Source organism: Microbulbifer sp. SAOS-129_SWC, from assembly GCF_039696035.1.
Lineage (GTDB): Bacteria > Pseudomonadota > Gammaproteobacteria > Pseudomonadales > Cellvibrionaceae > Microbulbifer.
In genome coordinates this window covers 776836-793699 of the sequence record NZ_CP155567.1, presented here as the reverse complement: position 1 = coordinate 793699, position 16864 = coordinate 776836, and the positions used below count along the sequence as shown (strand labels likewise).

The 16864-nt window shown below is 61.6% G+C and carries 12 protein-coding genes and 2 pseudogenes; 6 read left to right on the top strand and 8 right to left on the bottom strand.

All coding sequences use genetic code 11. The features are described from left to right. Positions 1–48: 48 nt before the first annotated feature. The gene (locus ABDK11_RS03355; protein WP_346838885.1) at positions 49–1935 is read left to right on the top strand and encodes an MFS transporter; all 1887 of its coding nucleotides are present in this window, start codon (positions 49–51) and stop codon (positions 1933–1935) included. Here the strand turns inward: ABDK11_RS03355 and ABDK11_RS03350 are convergent. From ABDK11_RS03350 to ABDK11_RS03340, 3 genes and pseudogenes are all read right to left on the bottom strand, one after another. Continuing rightward, positions 1932–2654 (bottom strand): DUF72 domain-containing protein, encoded by a 723-nt coding sequence (locus tag ABDK11_RS03350; RefSeq protein WP_346838884.1) that lies wholly within the window; start codon positions 2652–2654, stop codon positions 1932–1934. The genes ABDK11_RS03355 and ABDK11_RS03350 overlap by 4 nt on opposite strands. Before the next feature lie 135 nt (positions 2655–2789). Then, positions 2790–3026, bottom strand: a pseudogene (locus ABDK11_RS03345) (catalase-related domain-containing protein); the annotation flags it as partial. Next, positions 3025–3260, bottom strand: a pseudogene (locus ABDK11_RS03340) (catalase). The pseudogenes ABDK11_RS03345 and ABDK11_RS03340, both read right to left, overlap by 2 nt. A gap of 953 nt (positions 3261–4213) precedes the next feature. On the opposite strand from ABDK11_RS03340, the gene ABDK11_RS03335 reads away from it, so the two are divergent. The 4 genes from ABDK11_RS03335 to ABDK11_RS03320 all read left to right on the top strand — a co-directional run bounded on the left by ABDK11_RS03335 (position 4214) and on the right by ABDK11_RS03320 (position 8752). Next, on the top strand, positions 4214–5803 hold the full coding sequence (locus ABDK11_RS03335; protein WP_346838883.1) for a DUF4331 domain-containing protein: 1590 nt from the start codon (positions 4214–4216) through the stop codon (positions 5801–5803). Between the two features lie 10 nt (positions 5804–5813). Beyond that, positions 5814–6323, top strand: coding sequence for an Ig-like domain-containing protein (locus tag ABDK11_RS03330; RefSeq protein WP_346838882.1), 510 nt, complete (start codon positions 5814–5816; stop codon positions 6321–6323). Positions 6324–6449: 126 nt separating this feature from the next. Further along, entirely contained in the window at positions 6450–7622 is a 1173-nt protein-coding gene (locus ABDK11_RS03325) for a tetratricopeptide repeat protein (protein ID WP_346838881.1), read from the top strand. Next, entirely contained in the window at positions 7622–8752 is a 1131-nt protein-coding gene (locus tag ABDK11_RS03320) for a HupE/UreJ family protein (RefSeq protein ID WP_346838880.1), read from the top strand. Before ABDK11_RS03325 ends, ABDK11_RS03320 begins: the two co-directional genes overlap by 1 nt. Before the next feature lie 87 nt (positions 8753–8839). Here the strand turns inward: ABDK11_RS03320 and ABDK11_RS03315 are convergent, their stop codons facing one another. The 5 genes from ABDK11_RS03315 to prfC form a co-directional block, all read right to left on the bottom strand. After that, entirely contained in the window at positions 8840–10246 is a 1407-nt protein-coding gene (locus tag ABDK11_RS03315; protein ID WP_346838879.1) for a M20/M25/M40 family metallo-hydrolase, read from the bottom strand. A gap of 17 nt (positions 10247–10263) precedes the next feature. Continuing rightward, on the bottom strand, positions 10264–10608 hold the full coding sequence (locus tag ABDK11_RS03310) for a hypothetical protein (protein WP_346838878.1): 345 nt from the start codon (positions 10606–10608) through the stop codon (positions 10264–10266). Between the two features lie 2 nt (positions 10609–10610). Beyond that, positions 10611–11375, bottom strand: coding sequence for a TSUP family transporter (locus ABDK11_RS03305; RefSeq protein ID WP_346838877.1), 765 nt, complete (start codon positions 11373–11375; stop codon positions 10611–10613). 21 nt (positions 11376–11396) lie between these two features. Further along, entirely contained in the window at positions 11397–11999 is a 603-nt protein-coding gene (locus ABDK11_RS03300; RefSeq protein WP_346838876.1) for a 1-acyl-sn-glycerol-3-phosphate acyltransferase, read from the bottom strand. Positions 12000–12103: 104 nt separating this feature from the next. Continuing rightward, positions 12104–13696: a peptide chain release factor 3 gene (gene prfC, locus ABDK11_RS03295; RefSeq protein ID WP_346838875.1), complete on the bottom strand. Its 1593-nt coding sequence runs from the start codon at positions 13694–13696 to the stop codon at positions 12104–12106. Between the two features lie 174 nt (positions 13697–13870). On the opposite strand from prfC, the gene ABDK11_RS03290 reads away from it, so the two are divergent. Further along, the gene (locus ABDK11_RS03290) at positions 13871–16855 is read left to right on the top strand and encodes a hypothetical protein (protein WP_346838874.1); all 2985 of its coding nucleotides are present in this window, start codon (positions 13871–13873) and stop codon (positions 16853–16855) included. Positions 16856–16864 lie beyond the last annotated feature (9 nt).

Here is a 16864-nt window from a genome sequence, read left to right as displayed (position 1 = left end):
TAACATGGGTCTCGAAAACCGCTAAACCACCCAAAGGGGACTGCGCCTATGGCCCACAACAACCAGTTCCAGCTGCTGGCCAGCCGCCGCTTTCTGCCGTTCTTCCTGACCCAGTTCCTGGGCGCCTTCAATGACAATGTGTTCAAGAACGCGCTGATCGTGATGATCGCCTTTCGCCTCGCCGCCAGCGAGGCCAACACCCTGATCAATGTGGCCGCAGGCCTGTTCATCCTGCCGTTTTTCCTGTTTTCCGCCACTGCCGGGCAATTGGCGGACAAGTATGACAAGAGCCGCCTGATCCGGCTGGTCAAGCTGGCCGAGATCGGCATCGGTATTTTCGGCGTGGCGGCGCTGGTGAGCGGCAACAATGTGCTGTGCCTGGCGATCCTGTTCCTGCTCGGCGTGCAATCGGCGTTCTTCGGCCCGGTGAAATATGCCATCCTGCCGCAGCACCTGAAGAAATCCGAACTGGTGGGCGGCAACGCACTGGTGGAGATGGGCACCTTTGTCGCCATTCTCGCCGGCACCATCGTCGGCGGCCTGCTGGCCGGACTGACCGGTAGCGGCGAGCACGGCGTCCTCTACCTGGGTGTCGTGATCATGGCCGCGGCGCTGGGCGGTTACGCCATCTGCCGCGCGATACCGCGCGCACCGGCGGCGGCGCCGGAACTGCAGATCAACTTCAACCCGGTATCGCAGACAGTCAACGTTCTGCGCGAGGCCGCGAAGACACCCTCGGTGTTCTACGCCATTATCGGTATCTCCTGGTTCTGGCTGCTGGGCGCCGCCTACCTGACCCAGATCCCCAGTTTTACCCGCAATGTGCTCGGCGGCAGCGAAGCGCTGGTCACGCTGTTGCTGTGTAACTTCACCATCGGGATCGCGATCGGTTCGCTGGCCTGCGAACGCCTGTCCGGCGGGCGCATCGAGCTGGGGCTGGTGCCGCTGGGGGCGGCCGGGCTGACCCTGGCGGGCATTGGCCTCGCGGCCGCCGGCGGCAGCTTCGTGCCCCCGCCCGAGGCGACGCTGGCCGCCTTCTGGCACAGCGACGGCGCGGCGCCAATTCTCGGCTGCCTGACGCTGATCGGTATTTTCGGCGGTTTCTATATCGTGCCGCTGTACGCGATGATGCAGGAGCGCTCGGCAGCGGCGATTCGCGCGCGTATCATCTCGGTGAACAACGTGATGAACTCGTTATTCATGGTGGTTTCGGCGATTCTGGGTATCGTCTTCCTGAACCTGCTGCACGCCAGCATTCCGCAGTTCTTCCTCGTCATCGCGATCATGAACGCCGCGGTGGCGGTGTTCGTCTTCGCCAGGGTGCCCGAGTTCGCCATGCGCCTGCTGATCTGGCTGCTGTCCCACACCATGTACCGGGTCAATCACGAGGGCCTGGAACAGATCCCCACCGAGGGCCCGGCGATCATTGCCTGCAACCACGTCAGCTATGTGGATGCGCTACTGCTGGCCGGCGCGGTGCGCCGCCCGATCCGCTTTATCATGTACAAGCCGATCTACGAGATTCCGGTGCTGCATTTTATTTTCCGCACCGGCCGCGCCATCCCGATCTGCTCCCGCAAGCAGGATCCCGACGGTTACGAGCAGGCCTTTGCGGAAATAGAACAGGGGCTGAAGGACGGCGATCTGCTGTGCATATTCCCCGAGGGACAGCTGACCACAGACGGCGAGCTCGGGCCCTTCAAGGCGGGGATCGAGAGGATCCTCCAGCGCACGCCGGTGCCGGTCATCCCGATGGCCCTGCGCGGCCTCTGGGGCAGTTTTTTCAGCCACAAGGGTGGCCACGCGTTTACCACCTGGCCGAAACGATTCTGGTCGAAGGTGAGCGTGGTGGCGGGTGCACCGCTGGATGCGGCGGTGGCGCGGGCAGAAACGCTGCAGACGCAGGTGTCGGTACTGCGCGGCGAGCAGCGCTAGTCCGGACGATTCAGCAGGCGACGCAGTTCCAGCGCATTGCGCACGGCGTAGGCACTTTCGTCGTTATCGAAATAGATGTAGGCCCGGTCTACCCGCTGCTCGCGCAGCCATCGCGCCCAGCGCCTGAGTGTCGCGACATCGTAGTAACCGCGATAGGTATCGACAGGGCCGTGCAGGCGCAGGTAGAGGAAATCGGCAGTGATCTCCCGCGGGCTGGTAATACCGCCCAGATCGTAAATGCAGAAGGCAGCATTGAAGTCCGCCAGCAGCGCCAGGATCTCCTCACTGTGCCAGGATTGGTTGCGCAGTTCGAACACCACCTGCAAGCCTCTGGGCAGGACCCGCAGGAAGGCCTCCAGCCGCTCGCGGTTGGCGTTCCAGCGCGGCGGCAACTGGAACAGTAGTGGTCCCAGCTTGTCGCCCAGTGCCGCGACGGCGTCGAGCAGCGGCGGCAGCGTTTCCCGCGGCTGCAGCAGGTTCCTCATATGGGTGATATAGCGACTCGCCTTGACTGCAAAGACGAAGCCGTCCGGGGTGGCATCGTGCCAGCAGAGAAAGTTTTCACGCGTGGGCAGGCGATAAAAACTGCGATTGATTTCCACGCTCTGCAACTGGCCGGCGTAAAACGAAAGCCACTCCGGTTCGGGCAGTTCAGCGGGATAGAAACGTTCGCGCCAGTGCGGATACACCCAGCCTGATGTGCCTATGTGAAATTGCACTCGATCCTCCCCGTGCAAAGGAAAATACCACCAGGTTCGCGGGCGGGACGGTCCGCGCGCATCCCCGCACGTGCCGACGTTAATTGCCTTTGACACCCTGCTCGATGCGCTCGCCGATATCCTTGTCCACCTTGGTCAGTATTCGAAAGCACGCTGCAGTATCTCGTCGGAGCCCCCCTGCAGGTGGCCCGCCATATTTGACACCAGCCGCTTCCGCGCCGAATCATCCATAACCTCGCGCACCAGTTTGCCCGACTGCGAAAAAGCGTCCTCCTCCCGACACTTCTGAGAATGGATAAAATGCTGGAACTTCATCGGATCGCGAATAAAAAATACCGGAGTATTGTTTTCCGCCGGGTCGTAGCCATCCTCACTGGTGTAAAAACTTCAGTGCGAAACCGCGCGGATCACGCCAAGTATCCGGGCTGCTGTGCTCGCCGGCCACGGTGGAAAATCGAATCAGGGTTTGGGTTTGCTGCCCGGCTGGAATACCGCGGCCCGGGTATAGGCACTGACCTCCCGCGTCACCTCGAAATCACCGAAGGCACCGGAGCCCCTGGCGTGCGGCTGACGCTCGGGAATCCGCTCACGACTAAAGTTGGCCATCTGCCCGATCAGGTAGTAATCCTACAGCGGGGTGGTGCCATCGGCACCAACGGTCAGAGAATACTCGTCACTGGCGACTGGAATGCCGGCGTCGTTGGTGGTTCGGCTCTGCTCCTCTTTACTCATGGCGCTCAATCCCCCTCAACTGGTGTCCTTTAAAACATTCAAATCGGTGATTCCGATGGAAGAAAAGATAGTGCAGGATTGCCCTCCCCGGCGGACGAAATACCAACCCCGACCTGGGGATTCGGCGGCAGAAATGATTCCGCGCACAATAGGACAACATTGTGGGGCACGGGATACGTCTGGCTCGAGCATGACAGCCCAATGTAAACCGCCAGTGATCCGCTGCGGTATCGCACTTCATTTTATACGCCCGCTTTGCTGCGCTTCTCTATCGCACCGATGGAAAAATCAGACACAGGATCAATCCTTGCACGCAGCAACATTGAATATGAAATTTCCACGAGATAACTGATATCCCAGATGGCGCCGCTCTCATCACATGCCATAAACCCGAGCGTCGAGCCTCGCCCCGGCACGACTCCGCATCGCATTTGCCCGCGAAACCCGCTGGATCCCAACATTATTCACTTGCATCGAAACCGTCAATCACACGGACTATCTCCGTCGATCCAACGCATAAAAACCGACTGGTGGGCGCCTATATCTTCTCCGGAATATTGATGGTTTCACAATACTTTTGCACAAACACGGACTTTCTGAATCCGTTTTCCGATTCCCTGCGTAAGTTGAGGCAGGCTGTTGAAAAGGACCGCACCAGGACTTTACCAGCCGGGGTTTTCGGCACACAACCGGTGACCATTCATTGCAGATCAGGCACTAGAACGCCTGATCTGTGATTCGGCCACTGCAGGCCGTTCAATCAGCTTGTTGGAAAATATTTTTACAACAGCATTCCTCACAACGTTCACATACCAAGGGATCAAGACATGACTCAAGGAAGAAAATCGGCACTACTCGCCGCCCTCTGCTCCATGATTGTCACGACGACCAGCCTGGCTTCCAGCCACCGCGAAGCCCCCAACATCACCCGTCTGCCGACGGTCGACTCCACCGATTTCTATGCCTTTAACAGTTACGAAAGCGGGCGCGGCAGCTACGTCACGCTCATCGCCAATTACATCCCTCTGCAGGATGCCTACGGCGGCCCCAATTACTTCGCGATGGACCCCAACGCGGTGTACAGCATCCACGTGGATAACGATGGCGATGCAGTGGAAGACCTGACCTATCAATTTCGCTTTTCCCAGGCACTTCCCGGCGGGGATGGTGTAAAACTGACGATTGGCCCCGATGGTGCTACGCGTGATATCGCAGTCCCGCTTAAAAATGTCGGCGGCGTATCCGCATCCGATATGTCTGCAGCCAACTTCAGTGAAACCTACACGCTGACACTGGTGACCGGCGACCGCCGTTCCGGCACGGCTATGAAAATCGTCAACGCCGACGATGCCAGTAGCCAGTTTTCCAAACCGCTGGATTTTATCGGAACCAAAACGTTTGGCTCTCTGAGTGGTTACGAAGATTACGCCAAATCATTTATCTATCCGATCAACGTTCCCGGCTGTAGCGGTATTGGTAAAGTCTTTGTCGGACAGCGCAAAGATCCCTTTGTGGTGAACCTGGGCAAAACCTTCGACCTGGTGAACTATGTGCCCGTTGAGGGAGACAGTGCCCCGGGCGCCGGTGATGCAGGAGGATTTCCCGGGGGCATTACCCAGTCCGCCACCAATGACGACCTGCGTACAAAGAACGTGACCACTCTCGCACTGGAAATTCCAAAGTCGTGCCTGACTGGCGGCGGCAACGGAACCATCGGCGCGTGGACCACGGCCAGCCTGCCACAGGCCAGGATTCTCAATCCGAATGCCAAATTCTCCAAGCCGGAGGTTGCCGGCGGCGCATTGACACAGGTATCCCGACTGGGCAGCCCTCTGGTCAATGAACTCGTGATCGGCCTGAAAGATAAAGATACCTTCTCGTCCGCAGAACCCAAGGATGACGGTCAGTTCGCCGATTACGTCACCCACCCGAGCCTGCCGGAATTGCTGAACATACTGTTCAAGGATGCGGTCAACAACACGCTTGGTACAAGCTTCGATACTCTGGCGCCGACCAACTTTCCACGCGCAGACCTTGTTGCCGCATTCCTGACCGGCTTTAAAGGTCTCAATCAGCAGGCATCCGTCACCCCATCAGAAATGCTGCGACTGAACACCGGTGTAGCAGCAACCCCGGCGGCAGAGCAATCCGCATTCGGGGTCGTTGGCGACGACCTGGCCGGCTTCCCCAACGGCCGCCGTCCGGGTGATGATGTAGTGGATATCGCGCTGCGTGTGGTGATGGGGCGACTCTGCTACCCGATTCCGATCAACGGTGAAGACACCGACCTGGGATTGTGCGCACCGGAAGATGCCAATGTCGGCAACGTACCCTTTACTGATGGCGCGCCAGTGAATGCTTCGATGATGGATAACAGTTTCCCCTACCTGGCCGCGCCCCTGCCGGGTTCCAAGTAAGGAGGTCGAGATGCTCATCAACAGACTCATTCTGCTAGCTTTGCTCGGCTCGATTCTATCGTCCGCGCTCACCGGCTGTGACAACAGCAGTAGCCGTCGTCGTGCCAACCAGCCACCACAGATCATGGACCTCAGTTTCACCACCGAGGCCGACACGCCATATAACGGTCAACTGGAGGCCAGCGACCCCGAGGGGGATCCTGTGACATTCCTGCTGGTAACCGCGCCCACGCTCGGCACGGTAACTGTGGCCGAAGAAGACGGTAGCTTCCGCTACCAGCCCAACCCCGGAATAACCGGTAAGGATTCCTTTCAGGTGAAAGTGGACAACGGTAATTTCAGCCAACCGGGCTCGGACACGGCGACGGTCAGCGTGGAAATTGTTGCCCAGACGGTGAGCTTCCAGAGCTATAGCCGCGCCGCCTTTGCCCAGAGTGCAGACGACGAGCCTCTTCCGGTCAATGGGCGCAAGTTCACTCAGGATGCGGATGCCAACAGTTACAGCGACCTGCTGCAGTAAATAGCGGTAGCGGCCCTGCGCGCCAAATAATTGGCGATCACGTTCGCAGGGCCGCCCTGACGTTTTTCTACTCATGCTGCGAAGATACCGGCAACGGTGCCTTTGCAGTTTTTTCTGGAGCCGCCAATGATTCCGTACAAGATGGCTGCGAAGACAGGCTCGCCGGTCCTCTTTGCACCGCTCAGCAGACTGGCGAAAAGGCTTTTTCTTGCGGCCTGCAAATCCTCAGGCCTGGCGCTCGCCCTGTTGTGGACGTTCATTCCGGTAGCCAACGCTGCCTCCTACCGGCCGGATTCCGAGTCCACCGTCATCGCCACCTGGCCCGCGGACCAGTCCCGCATCAACCGCCAGCAAGAGGATCAGGCTACAGCGGCAGATCCGCAGCCACTACTGAATACGGTAGAGGAATTATTGCGGCGCGCGCGGCGCCCCGGACAGAGCTTTTACTTCGACATCGCCGCCGCCCGCCTGCAACCTTTTATCGAGGACAACACCGACAATCCACGAATCTGGTATCAGTGGGCCTACCTGCTGCAGCATCAGCACCAATTTTCCGACAGCCTGCAGGCATTGCAGCGGGCGCTGGCGCTGTCACCGCAAAACAGTGACATGCTGATCATGAAAGCCCGCGTATTGCAGGTCCAGGGTCGACCGCGGCAGGCCAGGCAGGCCTGCCTGCGGCTGATCGGTAACAGCGACCTGCTCAGCGCACAGTTCTGCGCACTGGATGCCGCTGCCGACAGCGGCGCCCCCGCGCAGCAGTACTCGGCACTGGTAGATGCCGTGAAGCGCAGCGGCCTGCCGGCAAACGGTCGGCGTTCATGGATGGCCTATACACTGGCAGCCATGGCCCAACGCCTCGGCAAGATCGAGCAGGCGCTGTACTGGCTGCAACAACAACCGGACCGGGAGAGCAGCTATTACTGGGATCAGTGGGCCGACTTGCAGCTTGAGCGCGGCGCCGCCCGGCAGGTTCTGCAACAGCTGTCGGCGCTGGATACCGGCGGAAACCCGCTCGATGACGGCCTGCTGCTGCGATTGGCGCTGGCCGAAAAGCAGCTGGGCGGAGACCACTGGCAGCAGCAGATGGCCGAGCGCGTCGAGCTGCGCGAACAGCGTCACGATAACCTGCACGCGGCCAATATCGCCCGCTACTACCTGGATGTATGCCGGGACGCACAGCGTGCGCTGCGCTGGGCGAAAATAAACTTCAGTAACGCCAAAGAACCCCGCGACCGCCTACTGCTGGATCGCGCGCGGGCGCGAGTGCAGCCCCGCATGCAAGAGAGTGCCCTCTGATGCGTACAGTAATCGCGCTATTATTCCTGCTCGTCTCTGTGCCCGGCTACTGCCACCAGTTCAGCACCGCCTATCTCAACACCGAACTGGGCGGCACACAGGCCAGCGGAAAATTACAACTCGCCCTATTCGATCTGGAACAGGCGGTAGGGCTGGACAGCAATGGTGACGGCCAGCTGCTGTGGCGGGAACTGCAGTCGAAGCACGTGGCCATCGACAGTTACCTGCGTCGACACGTGCAATTTTCACAGGGCAAGCAAGCCTGTGAAACCGTATTCGGCGGTAACTGGGCACTGGATTCACATGTCAACCTGGCCTATCTGGTAGTGCCGCTGTCGGTGACCTGCCGCGGGACTGGCGCCGGCCCGCTGCAACTGAAATACACCGCGCTCTTTGCACAAAGCCGCCAACACAAACTGCTGGTATCGGTGCGCGGCCTGCGCCAACAGCGCGGTGAAAACACCGGTGACACGAACGGCGGCATGCAGGTCATTGATATTAATAAGCAAACCCTGACCTTCGATCGCGCCAGCCTGGGTCTGTGGCAGTCATTCCGTACTTATGTTGCCCAGGGTGTACTGCATATCGGAATGGGTATCGATCACTTGCTGTTTCTGATCAGCCTGCTGCTGGTGTGCGTCGTCGAACGCAGACACGGGCGCTGGATCGCGGCCAGAAATACAAAGACCATCATGGTATCCACCGCGCTGATCGTAACCGCGTTTACCGTCGCCCACTCGATTACCCTGAGTGCGGTGGCCTTTGATCTGGTCACGGTGCCCAGCCGTTGGGTGGAGGTATGCATCGCCGCCTCGGTGATCGTCGCCGCGGTGAACAACCTCTACCCGGTGGTGGTGAAGCTCGGCTGGCTGAGTTTCGCCTTTGGCTTGGTCCACGGCATGGGCTTCGCTTCGGTGCTGCGGGAACTGGGTTTGCCGGCGGGGCAGGAATTGGTGGCGGTATTGGCTTTCAATCTGGGTGTGGAGGCCGGGCAGCTGATGATCGTGTCGGCGGTACTGCCAATACTGATCACCTTGCGGCAATTTCTGTGGTACCGGCGCTATCTGCTGACGTCATCGTCACTACTTATTTCTGTCATCGCGACGCACTGGCTAATCCAGAGACTGTAGGCGTATAAAAAACCCCGCCTCAGGGCGGGGCTCTTCAAGTGGCGTTCTGTCGCCGGCTGTTGGGCGCAACCGGCTTTTGTGCGGCAATCAGTGCTCGGCGGGGATCCGGCCGAAGTCATCCCGCATTTCCGCAGCGAGGAAAGACACCACGATCCACGCCGCCACATTCTGCTTCAGATCGTCTGGATCCACCTTGTCCAGGGTGTCGTTGGCGGTGTGGTGGTAATCGAAGTAATCGGTACCATCCTGGTAGAGACCGAACGCCGGCACGCCGCGGGCGACGAACGGCTCGCTGTCGGAACCGCCGTGGGACTTGTTATTACCGCGCTTGATACCCAGCGGCGCGAGCAGCTGCATCATCTGGTCGGCCACATCGAACTTGTTGTCGGGGATGCGGGTGTCGAAGCGCCAGATTTTTCCGGCACCGAAATCGGATTCAGACACGGCGACGATATTGTCGAGCTCGCTCTGGTGTGCTTCCACATACTGCTCGGCACCCACCAGGCCGATCTCCTCGGCGCCGAACAGGACCACACGCAGGGTGCGGCGCGGGCGCTGGGGCAATTCGGAGATCATGCGTGCGGTTTCCATCACGATGCCCACACCGGCGCCGTCGTCGATGGCCCCGGTGCCCTCGTCCCAGCTGTCCAGGTGCGCACCGATCACAACCGCTTCGTCGGGCTTTTCGCGGCCAGTGATTTCGCCGATCACGTTGTACGAGGGGCCATCGGCCAGGCGTTCGGTATCCACGTCGAGTTTGACCTGCACCGGCTTGCCGCGCTTGAGCATGGCTTCCAGCTGGTTGGCGTCCGGGGCCGACAGCGCCAGGGCCGGGATCGGATTTTCGACGTCGTTGATGGACATCATTCCGGTGTGGGGAATGCGGTCGTGGTCGGTGCCCACGGAGCGCAGCAGCATCGCCACGGCGCCCTTCTCGGCAGCGGTGCGCATGCCAAGGCTGCGCCCCTTCACCGCCGGGCCGTAGCCCTCACCGGTGCGGGCGCGCTCCATGCGCTTGTTGATAAACGCGATCTTGCCCTTGACCTCGTCCGCCGGGGCGTTGATCAGCGCATCCACATCGTCGAACTCGACGATATCCGCGCTCAGGCCGCCTTCCGGCGTGGCCGCGCCGTAGCCCAGAGAGGTAACCACCAACGGCTGCGGGAAGGGTGCCACCACTTCCGCGTGCGCGTGGCCGCGACGCCAACGCGGCACCGCAATCTGCTCGGTGTAGACGCGGTCGAAACCGAGCTCCTGCATCTTGTTCATTGCCCAGGCCACCGCGCGCTTATCGCCCTCGGTGCCGGTGCGGCGCGGCCCCACCTCGACCGTCAGTGATTCGACGATGCTGTAGGCATCGGAGGATTGCAGTGCGCGATCGCGCAGCACTTCGGCGACCGACAGGTCTTCCTGGCTCAGCGGTTTCGCCTGCGCAGCGCTGAGCGCCAGCGCCGCGACCAGCCCCCCGGTCAGGGTCAGCAGTGGTTTATACATGGATTTGCCCCCAGTCTTTACTCGTTGTTTTTTTCAGTCAGTTGCAGCAGCCGGTGGCGCACCGCGCGCAGGCGTTCGATACCGGCCTCGGTAAACAGGTACGGCGTCCCGCCGGTGTATTCTTCATCCTCGATGGCCAGGCATTCCCGCCGCAGCCGCTCCAGTTCCGGGTCGTGGCGCATCGGGTAGCCGACCAACACGCGCCAATGGTTGTCATCCGCCTGTCCGGTAATGACATCCTCCAACCCCTGGCGGAATTGGGTGCGATCCATGCGAAAGCGCGGAGTGCGCATATGCATAAACCCCCAGATTATCAGGGCGAAGAATAAAAAGGAAAGGCCCAGGGTAACCACAACTTGCATAGTCAGGACTCCAGCAACAGCTTGATCGCGGCGGCGATGGTGGCCAGGATGAGCACCGGTTTGATCAGCACCGCTCCGCGTGCAATCACCAGGTTGGATCCCAGCCGCGCTCCGAGGAACTGCGCCGCGGACATCGATACGGCCAGCCACGGCAGCAGGTGGCCGCCGGCCATGAAGATCACCATTGAGGTGATGTTGGTGGCCAACACCAGCGGTTTGGTATGGGCGGTAGCCCTGCGCATGTTGTAACCGAGTAGTGCCGAGAATGCCAGTGCACTCATCGATCCCATACCGGGGCCAAAGAATCCACCGTAAAAGCCAACGCCGCTGCCCACCAGCAGGTTGAAAGAGCCGTTGCTCATACGCGGTTGCGAGTCGAGGTCGGAGATGCGGGGTGAACAGGCGAAATAGACGGCGATGGCAATCAGCAGTAGCGGCAGCAGCGTCTGCAGTTGTTCGCCGCCGAGCCGCGTCACAGTCCAGGTCCCCAGCGCGGAGCCGCACACCGCCGCCACCAGCGCCGACCCGAGCGGCCGGAAGTCGAGGTGGCCCTTCTGGAAATAGTTGAGCGCCGATGAAGCGGTGCCGAAGACGCTCTGGAACTTATTGGTGCCCAGCGCATCCAGCGGTGAAACCCCGGCCCACAGCAGCGCCGGCAGGGTGATGATGCCACCGCCGCCGGCGATGGCACTGATAAATCCCGCAGCAAAGGCGACTGCGGTCAGGACCAGCAGGGTGAGGAGGGACAGGTCGCCGCTCAGATCCATGACCGTAATCCGCCCCTCCTGTCAGTCTACCGCCGGCGACTGATTTTGCGGGTGGCGGCCCTGGTACTTGTCAAAGCGTTTGCGGATTTCGTGCATATCGGTATCCAGGTCGCCGGTGGGCCGATACAGCGAGTCCACCCGTATACACTTGTTGGTGAAATCCCAGGCTATCAGCAGTATGGGGATATTCGCGGCATAGGCGATGCGCAGGAAGCCGTTTTTCCACTTCGCCGTTTTCTTGCGGGTGCCCTCGGGGGTAATCGCCACCCACATTTTTTCATTCTCGCGGAACTGGACCGCCACCTGCTTGGCCATGCCTCCCGGCGCCTTGCGATCAGTGGGAATACCGCCCAGCCATTTGAACAGGTTCTTGAACGGAAAAAAGAAGGCCTCTTTCTTCATCAGCCAGGACGCTTTGAGACGCAGTGCCATGATAAACGGCATGGCGACGACAAAATCCCAGTTGGAGGTGTGCGGGGCCAGCGCCACCATCACTTTTTTCTCCGGCGGGAACTCGCCTTCGATACGCCAGCCGAGCATTTTCACGATCAGCAGGCCGATGGCCTTGGTAAACCGGTTGCCAATACGCGGCATTTCATCTGGCAGTTGTTTTGGAATACTCACGTCAATTCTTCACTCAATGTTATTACCCGTTCGCATGCACGCGGGCTTCAGTAGCGATGCGCACAGCGCCGCCCCCTGCCCAAGCCCCCGGGTGTGTGCCCGTATTAGTGCTCGCGGGTCGCGTAAAAACGGACATCCGGGTAACGCTCTTCCGCCAGCTGCAGGTTGACCCGTGTCGGCGCCAAGTAGGTCAGGTGGCCGGAGCCGTCCAGCGCCAGGTTGATGCTGGCCTTGCGCTTGAAGTTATCCAGCTCCTTGGCGCTGTCGCTGTCGACCCAGCGGGCGGTGTTCACATTCACGTTTTCGTAAATGGCTTCCACCTTGTACTCGTCCTTCAGGCGGTAGGCGACCACTTCAAACTGCAGCACCCCCACGGCGCCGACGATAATGTCGTTGTTGTCCAGCGGGAAGAACACCTGGGTGGAGCCCTCTTCCGAGAGCTGCTGCAGGCCCTTCTGCAGCTGCTTCAGCTTGAGCGGGTCTTTCAGGCGGATGCGGCGGAACAGTTCCGGCGCGAAGTTGGGGATACCGGTGAACTTGAGCTTTTCCCCTTCGCTAAAGGTGTCGCCGATCTGGATGGTGCCGTGGTTGTGCAGGCCGATGATATCGCCGGCGATGGCCTCCTCCACATGGGTGCGGTCACCGGCCATAAAGGTCACCGCATCGGCAATCTTCACGTCTTTGCCCAGGCGTACGTGTTTCATTTTCATACCGCGGCTGTAGGTACCGGAGCATACGCGCATAAACGCAATGCGGTCGCGGTGTTTCGGGTCCATGTTCGCCTGGATCTTGAACACGAAACCCGAGAACTTCTCTTCCGACGGCTCCACGATACGCTCGTTGGTTTCACGCGGCTGCGGACCCGGCGCCCACTCGACAAAGCCGTCGAGCATCTCGCGCACGCCGAAGTTGCCGAGCGCGGTACCGAAGAACACCGGTGTCAGCTCGCCTTTCCGGTAGGCCTCCAGGTCGAACTCGTGGGTGGCGCCGCGCACCAGCTCGATCTCTTCGCGAATGTTGTCGGCGTCCTCGCCCAGCAGTTCGCTCGCCTCGGCCGAGTCCAGCCCCTTGATCTGCACATCCTCGGGGATGGTGTGACCCTGGCCCTGCTTGAACACGTGGATGGTGTCGGTGTAGAGGTTGTACACGCCCTTGAAGTGCTGGCCTGAGCCCAGCGGCCAGTTGATCGGCGCCGCCTGGATATTCAGCACCTCCTCGATCTCGTCCATCACCTCGATCGGGTCGCGGATATCGCGGTCGAGCTTGTTGATAAACGACAGGATCGGCGTGGTGCGCAGGCGGCACACGTTCATCAGCTTGATAGTGCGGTCCTCGACGCCCTTGGCGCCGTCGATCACCATCAGTGCGGAATCCACCGCGGTCAGCACCCGGTAGGTGTCCTCGGAGAAGTCCTCGTGCCCCGGGGTATCCAGCAGGTTGACGGTGCGATCTTTGTAAGGGAACTGCATGACCGAGGAGGTCACCGAGATGCCCCGCTCCTGCTCCATGGTCATCCAGTCGGAGCGCGCGTGCGGGCCCTTCTTGCCCTTGACCGAGCCGGCCAGCTGGATCGCATTCCCGAACAGCAGCAGCTTTTCGGTCACCGTCGTTTTACCGGCGTCCGGGTGGGAGATGATCGCGAAGGTACGGCGGCCGGCAATGCCTGCCAGTGCCGCGGGAGAGGAACTCTGGCCCATAATTTCAGTGGCTACAACGTGGAACAAGGTGGAAATTGAAGGCGCGCATTATACACGCCGCCGCTGCCGGGCGTGAAAAAGCCGGGATGCGGATTTTGTGACCGATTCGACAAATACAGTGTGACCGTGAACAATGGGTCGCACCATCATAAAAATAACGGAGACAGGGAAGTAATGGGGCACTATCGACTGATATTCAGGGGCAAGCTGCAGGACAGCACCGGGCGCGCGGAAGCGATAGCGCGGCTGGCCACTGCGCTGAAAATCACCGAAGACGTGGTCGAGCGGAGCTTCTTCCGCCAATGGCCGAAAACGGTCTTCGAGAGCGACGATCGCGCCAAGGTGGACAACATCCGCAGGATCTTCCACCGTGCCGGGGCCGAGCTGGAACTGCTGGAGACCGCGCAGAGCACGCCCCCCGAGGCTGCACCGCCCACATCGGCAGCGGCTTCCGCGCCCTCTTCCGCCCCCCCGTCCGCCCCCCCGTCCGCACCCTCTTCCACCCGCCCCTCCCGCCGCGCGCCGCTGTGGGCGGGCGCGGCGTTGGTACTGTGCGCAGCGGTCGGACTGGCCGCCTGGTACACCCTGCCGCTGTGGCATCATGAAGAGTCGCCGCAACTGCCGGCGCTCGAAGCCGCCCTGGCACAACAGGACCTCCTGCTGCTGGCCCATGTCGATGTGCACCGGGCGGCGGAACTGGAGAAGCGCTATCTCGGCAGCGACGACTCCGCACTGGTACCGGCCGCAGGCAGTGGCGACCTGTTCGGCGACCTGATGCGCGCCGGTGTCGATCCGCGCGAGGCGGTGGACCTGGCGCTGGTGGGTGCTTACCCCGGCGACGACGGCTTCGCCATCGCCGGCGTTCTGCAGGGCCACTTCGACCGCGAGCGCGTGCAGCGCTTTCTGCGCACCCATTACGAACTGCTACCGCCCGTCGACGGTGACAGCGCCATCCGCGTGCGCACCGCGCCCGCGTCCAGTTGCCAGCAGGCGCGCATATTCGCCGTCGATATCACTCCGCAACGCATCGTCTTCGCCCCGCCACAGCGGCTGGCGCCACTGCTGCAACGGTTGCAGCAACAGGCAGAGGCGGAGATACCGCTGCAGGCCTGGCGCGACTTCCGCGGCACGCGTATTGCCAGCGTGGGCATCTTCGCGCCCAAATCCGCCGCCAAAGGCGTGCACGGTATCGCCGGCATGATGCTGTCCGGTGCGAGTGGAGACCTGGCGGCCATCGAGGCCGGCTATCTGGGCGTGCAGGCATCCGTCGCGCCACCGGGGCTGGTGTTGAGCGCCGCCGCCAGCAGCAGCGACGGCGACTTCCTCGACCGCAAGCAGGCCGCACTCGACAGCGCCCTGGCGGAAGTCCGCAGCAAGCTGGACCAGCGCCTGCCGGAACTGGCGCGGCTGTTCGAGCGCGTTTCCGTCTTCCGCCGGCACAACCAGCTCGGTGCAGAGGTCTCACTGGACCGCCATTTCAGTGACGATATCCGCCGCGCCGTGGACGCCGCCCTGACCGGCCTGTTTGCCAGCACCGATATCAAACTCGCCGGCGCCAGCGCACCGACCGAACAGATCGACAAGGATGCGGCGAAATTCGATCGACAGTACGACCCGGCGCAACTGCCGTCCTTTGCCGACAGCCCCGGCCTGGCGGACGCGCCCAGCGCGTGGAGCGACGGCCCCTTCGCCCTCGGAGTCGAAAGCATCGGGGTCGCCGACACCGGCGCGCCCTTCGTGGAACTACAGGCCAGGGCCCGCGGCCTGCAGAATATGGCCGATGACGGCCACACCGCGCGAGTGATCGTCGCCGATGCGCTGGACGCCGCCGGCCAGTCCCTGCTCGATACCCCCGGGTGCGGCAGCGACAAAAACCGCCAAGCGGCGGACTTCGGCTCCGCCAGCAGTGGTTCCCTGTACAACAACGGCGAGGCCACCGACTATCGGGAGAACCGCGCCACCAAGAAAATCCAGCTGCGCAGCGGCGCACGGCTGGACCAGGTGGCACAGATCCGCGGCGCCATCGAGCTTTTGCAGCCAGTGGAAACCATCGACAAAGTGGTGCACGCGCCCTTCGCCGGCAAGAGCCTCGAGTTCGGCGGCGCGCGCGTGGCGTTCGGCGAGATAGAGGCCGGCAGCCTCAGCTACCGCAGCAGCGGCGACACAGGGCAAATCCTCGCCGTGCGCGCCCTCAACGCCAAGGGGCAGGTCCTCAGGCGCGCCGGCGGCAGCAGTTTCGGGCCGGTGCTCGGTGGCAGCCGCCTGCACAACGCGCGTTATTACGGCGTACCGCAGACCATGCAGGTGACGTTCGCCAAAGCGACACAGAAAATTCGCTATCCGTTTGAACTGCGCAACATCTATCCGCAACCGCGCAGCACCAGCTACAGCCCGCCGTTTGCCACGCACGCTGCTGAACCCGGCCAATTGCAGCAGGCCCTGCAGGCATCCGTGCCGGCGAAAAAAGACAGCGACTATTTCTCGCCGCCGCTCGGCCGCGCGCAGGCGGGGCCGCTGCGGCTGGCATTGACCCAGCTGCAGGTCAGCCGCGCCCTCGGCTTGATGGCCCAGTTCGACTTGCGCGCGCCACTGCTGCCCGGGCTCGAACACAACCTGAGTGGCGCCAGCCTGGAAGTCGACACGGTGGTGAACGCCAGCGGCGAGGAACAGCCGCTGCAGACAACACAGAAGTTTGCCCTGACCCGCCCCGGCTGGCTGTTCAACGGCAAGTGGCAGAACAACGCCGATTACCTTGAAGCACAAACGGGTCTGCAACAGCTTCACTACGATGGCGGCCGCCCCCAGAGCCTCAAGGGCAGTATCACCCTGCACTTTCCCCTGGCACTGCAGCAGCGGCGCATCGACACCATCGAGTACGGCAAGACCTACAGTATCGACGGCGTGCAGCTGGTGCCCAAGGCGCTGGGACGCCGCGACCTGTCACTGCAACTCGGCGGCGAGACCGGGCGACTGGCGGCCATCGAGGTGCTGGACGCCGACGGCAAGCGCATCTCCGGCCAGGCCAGCCTTTACGACACCAGAGACGGCCACTCGACTGTGCGCGTGAGTATCGGCGGCGTGCCGCACACACTGGTCATACACATGGTGGAGAAATCCACCACCAGGAAGTACCCTTTTGAAGTCGCGCTGAACGGCTGATGCACTGCT

Coding starts and splice junctions, on each gene's coding strand:
- ABDK11_RS03355 (WP_346838885.1), top strand. CDS start 49: ATGGCCCACAACAACCAGTTCCAGCTGCTGGCCAGCCGCCGCTTTCTG.
- ABDK11_RS03335 (WP_346838883.1), top strand. CDS start 4,214: ATGACTCAAGGAAGAAAATCGGCACTACTCGCCGCCCTCTGCTCCATG.
- ABDK11_RS03330 (WP_346838882.1), top strand. CDS start 5,814: ATGCTCATCAACAGACTCATTCTGCTAGCTTTGCTCGGCTCGATTCTA.
- ABDK11_RS03325 (WP_346838881.1), top strand. CDS start 6,450: ATGATTCCGTACAAGATGGCTGCGAAGACAGGCTCGCCGGTCCTCTTT.
- ABDK11_RS03320 (WP_346838880.1), top strand. CDS start 7,622: ATGCGTACAGTAATCGCGCTATTATTCCTGCTCGTCTCTGTGCCCGGC.
- ABDK11_RS03315 (WP_346838879.1), bottom strand. CDS start 10,246: ATGTATAAACCACTGCTGACCCTGACCGGGGGGCTGGTCGCGGCGCTG.
- ABDK11_RS03310 (WP_346838878.1), bottom strand. CDS start 10,608: ATGCAAGTTGTGGTTACCCTGGGCCTTTCCTTTTTATTCTTCGCCCTG.
- ABDK11_RS03305 (WP_346838877.1), bottom strand. CDS start 11,375: ATGGATCTGAGCGGCGACCTGTCCCTCCTCACCCTGCTGGTCCTGACC.
- prfC (WP_346838875.1), bottom strand. CDS start 13,696: ATGGGCCAGAGTTCCTCTCCCGCGGCACTGGCAGGCATTGCCGGCCGC.
- ABDK11_RS03290 (WP_346838874.1), top strand. CDS start 13,871: ATGGGGCACTATCGACTGATATTCAGGGGCAAGCTGCAGGACAGCACC.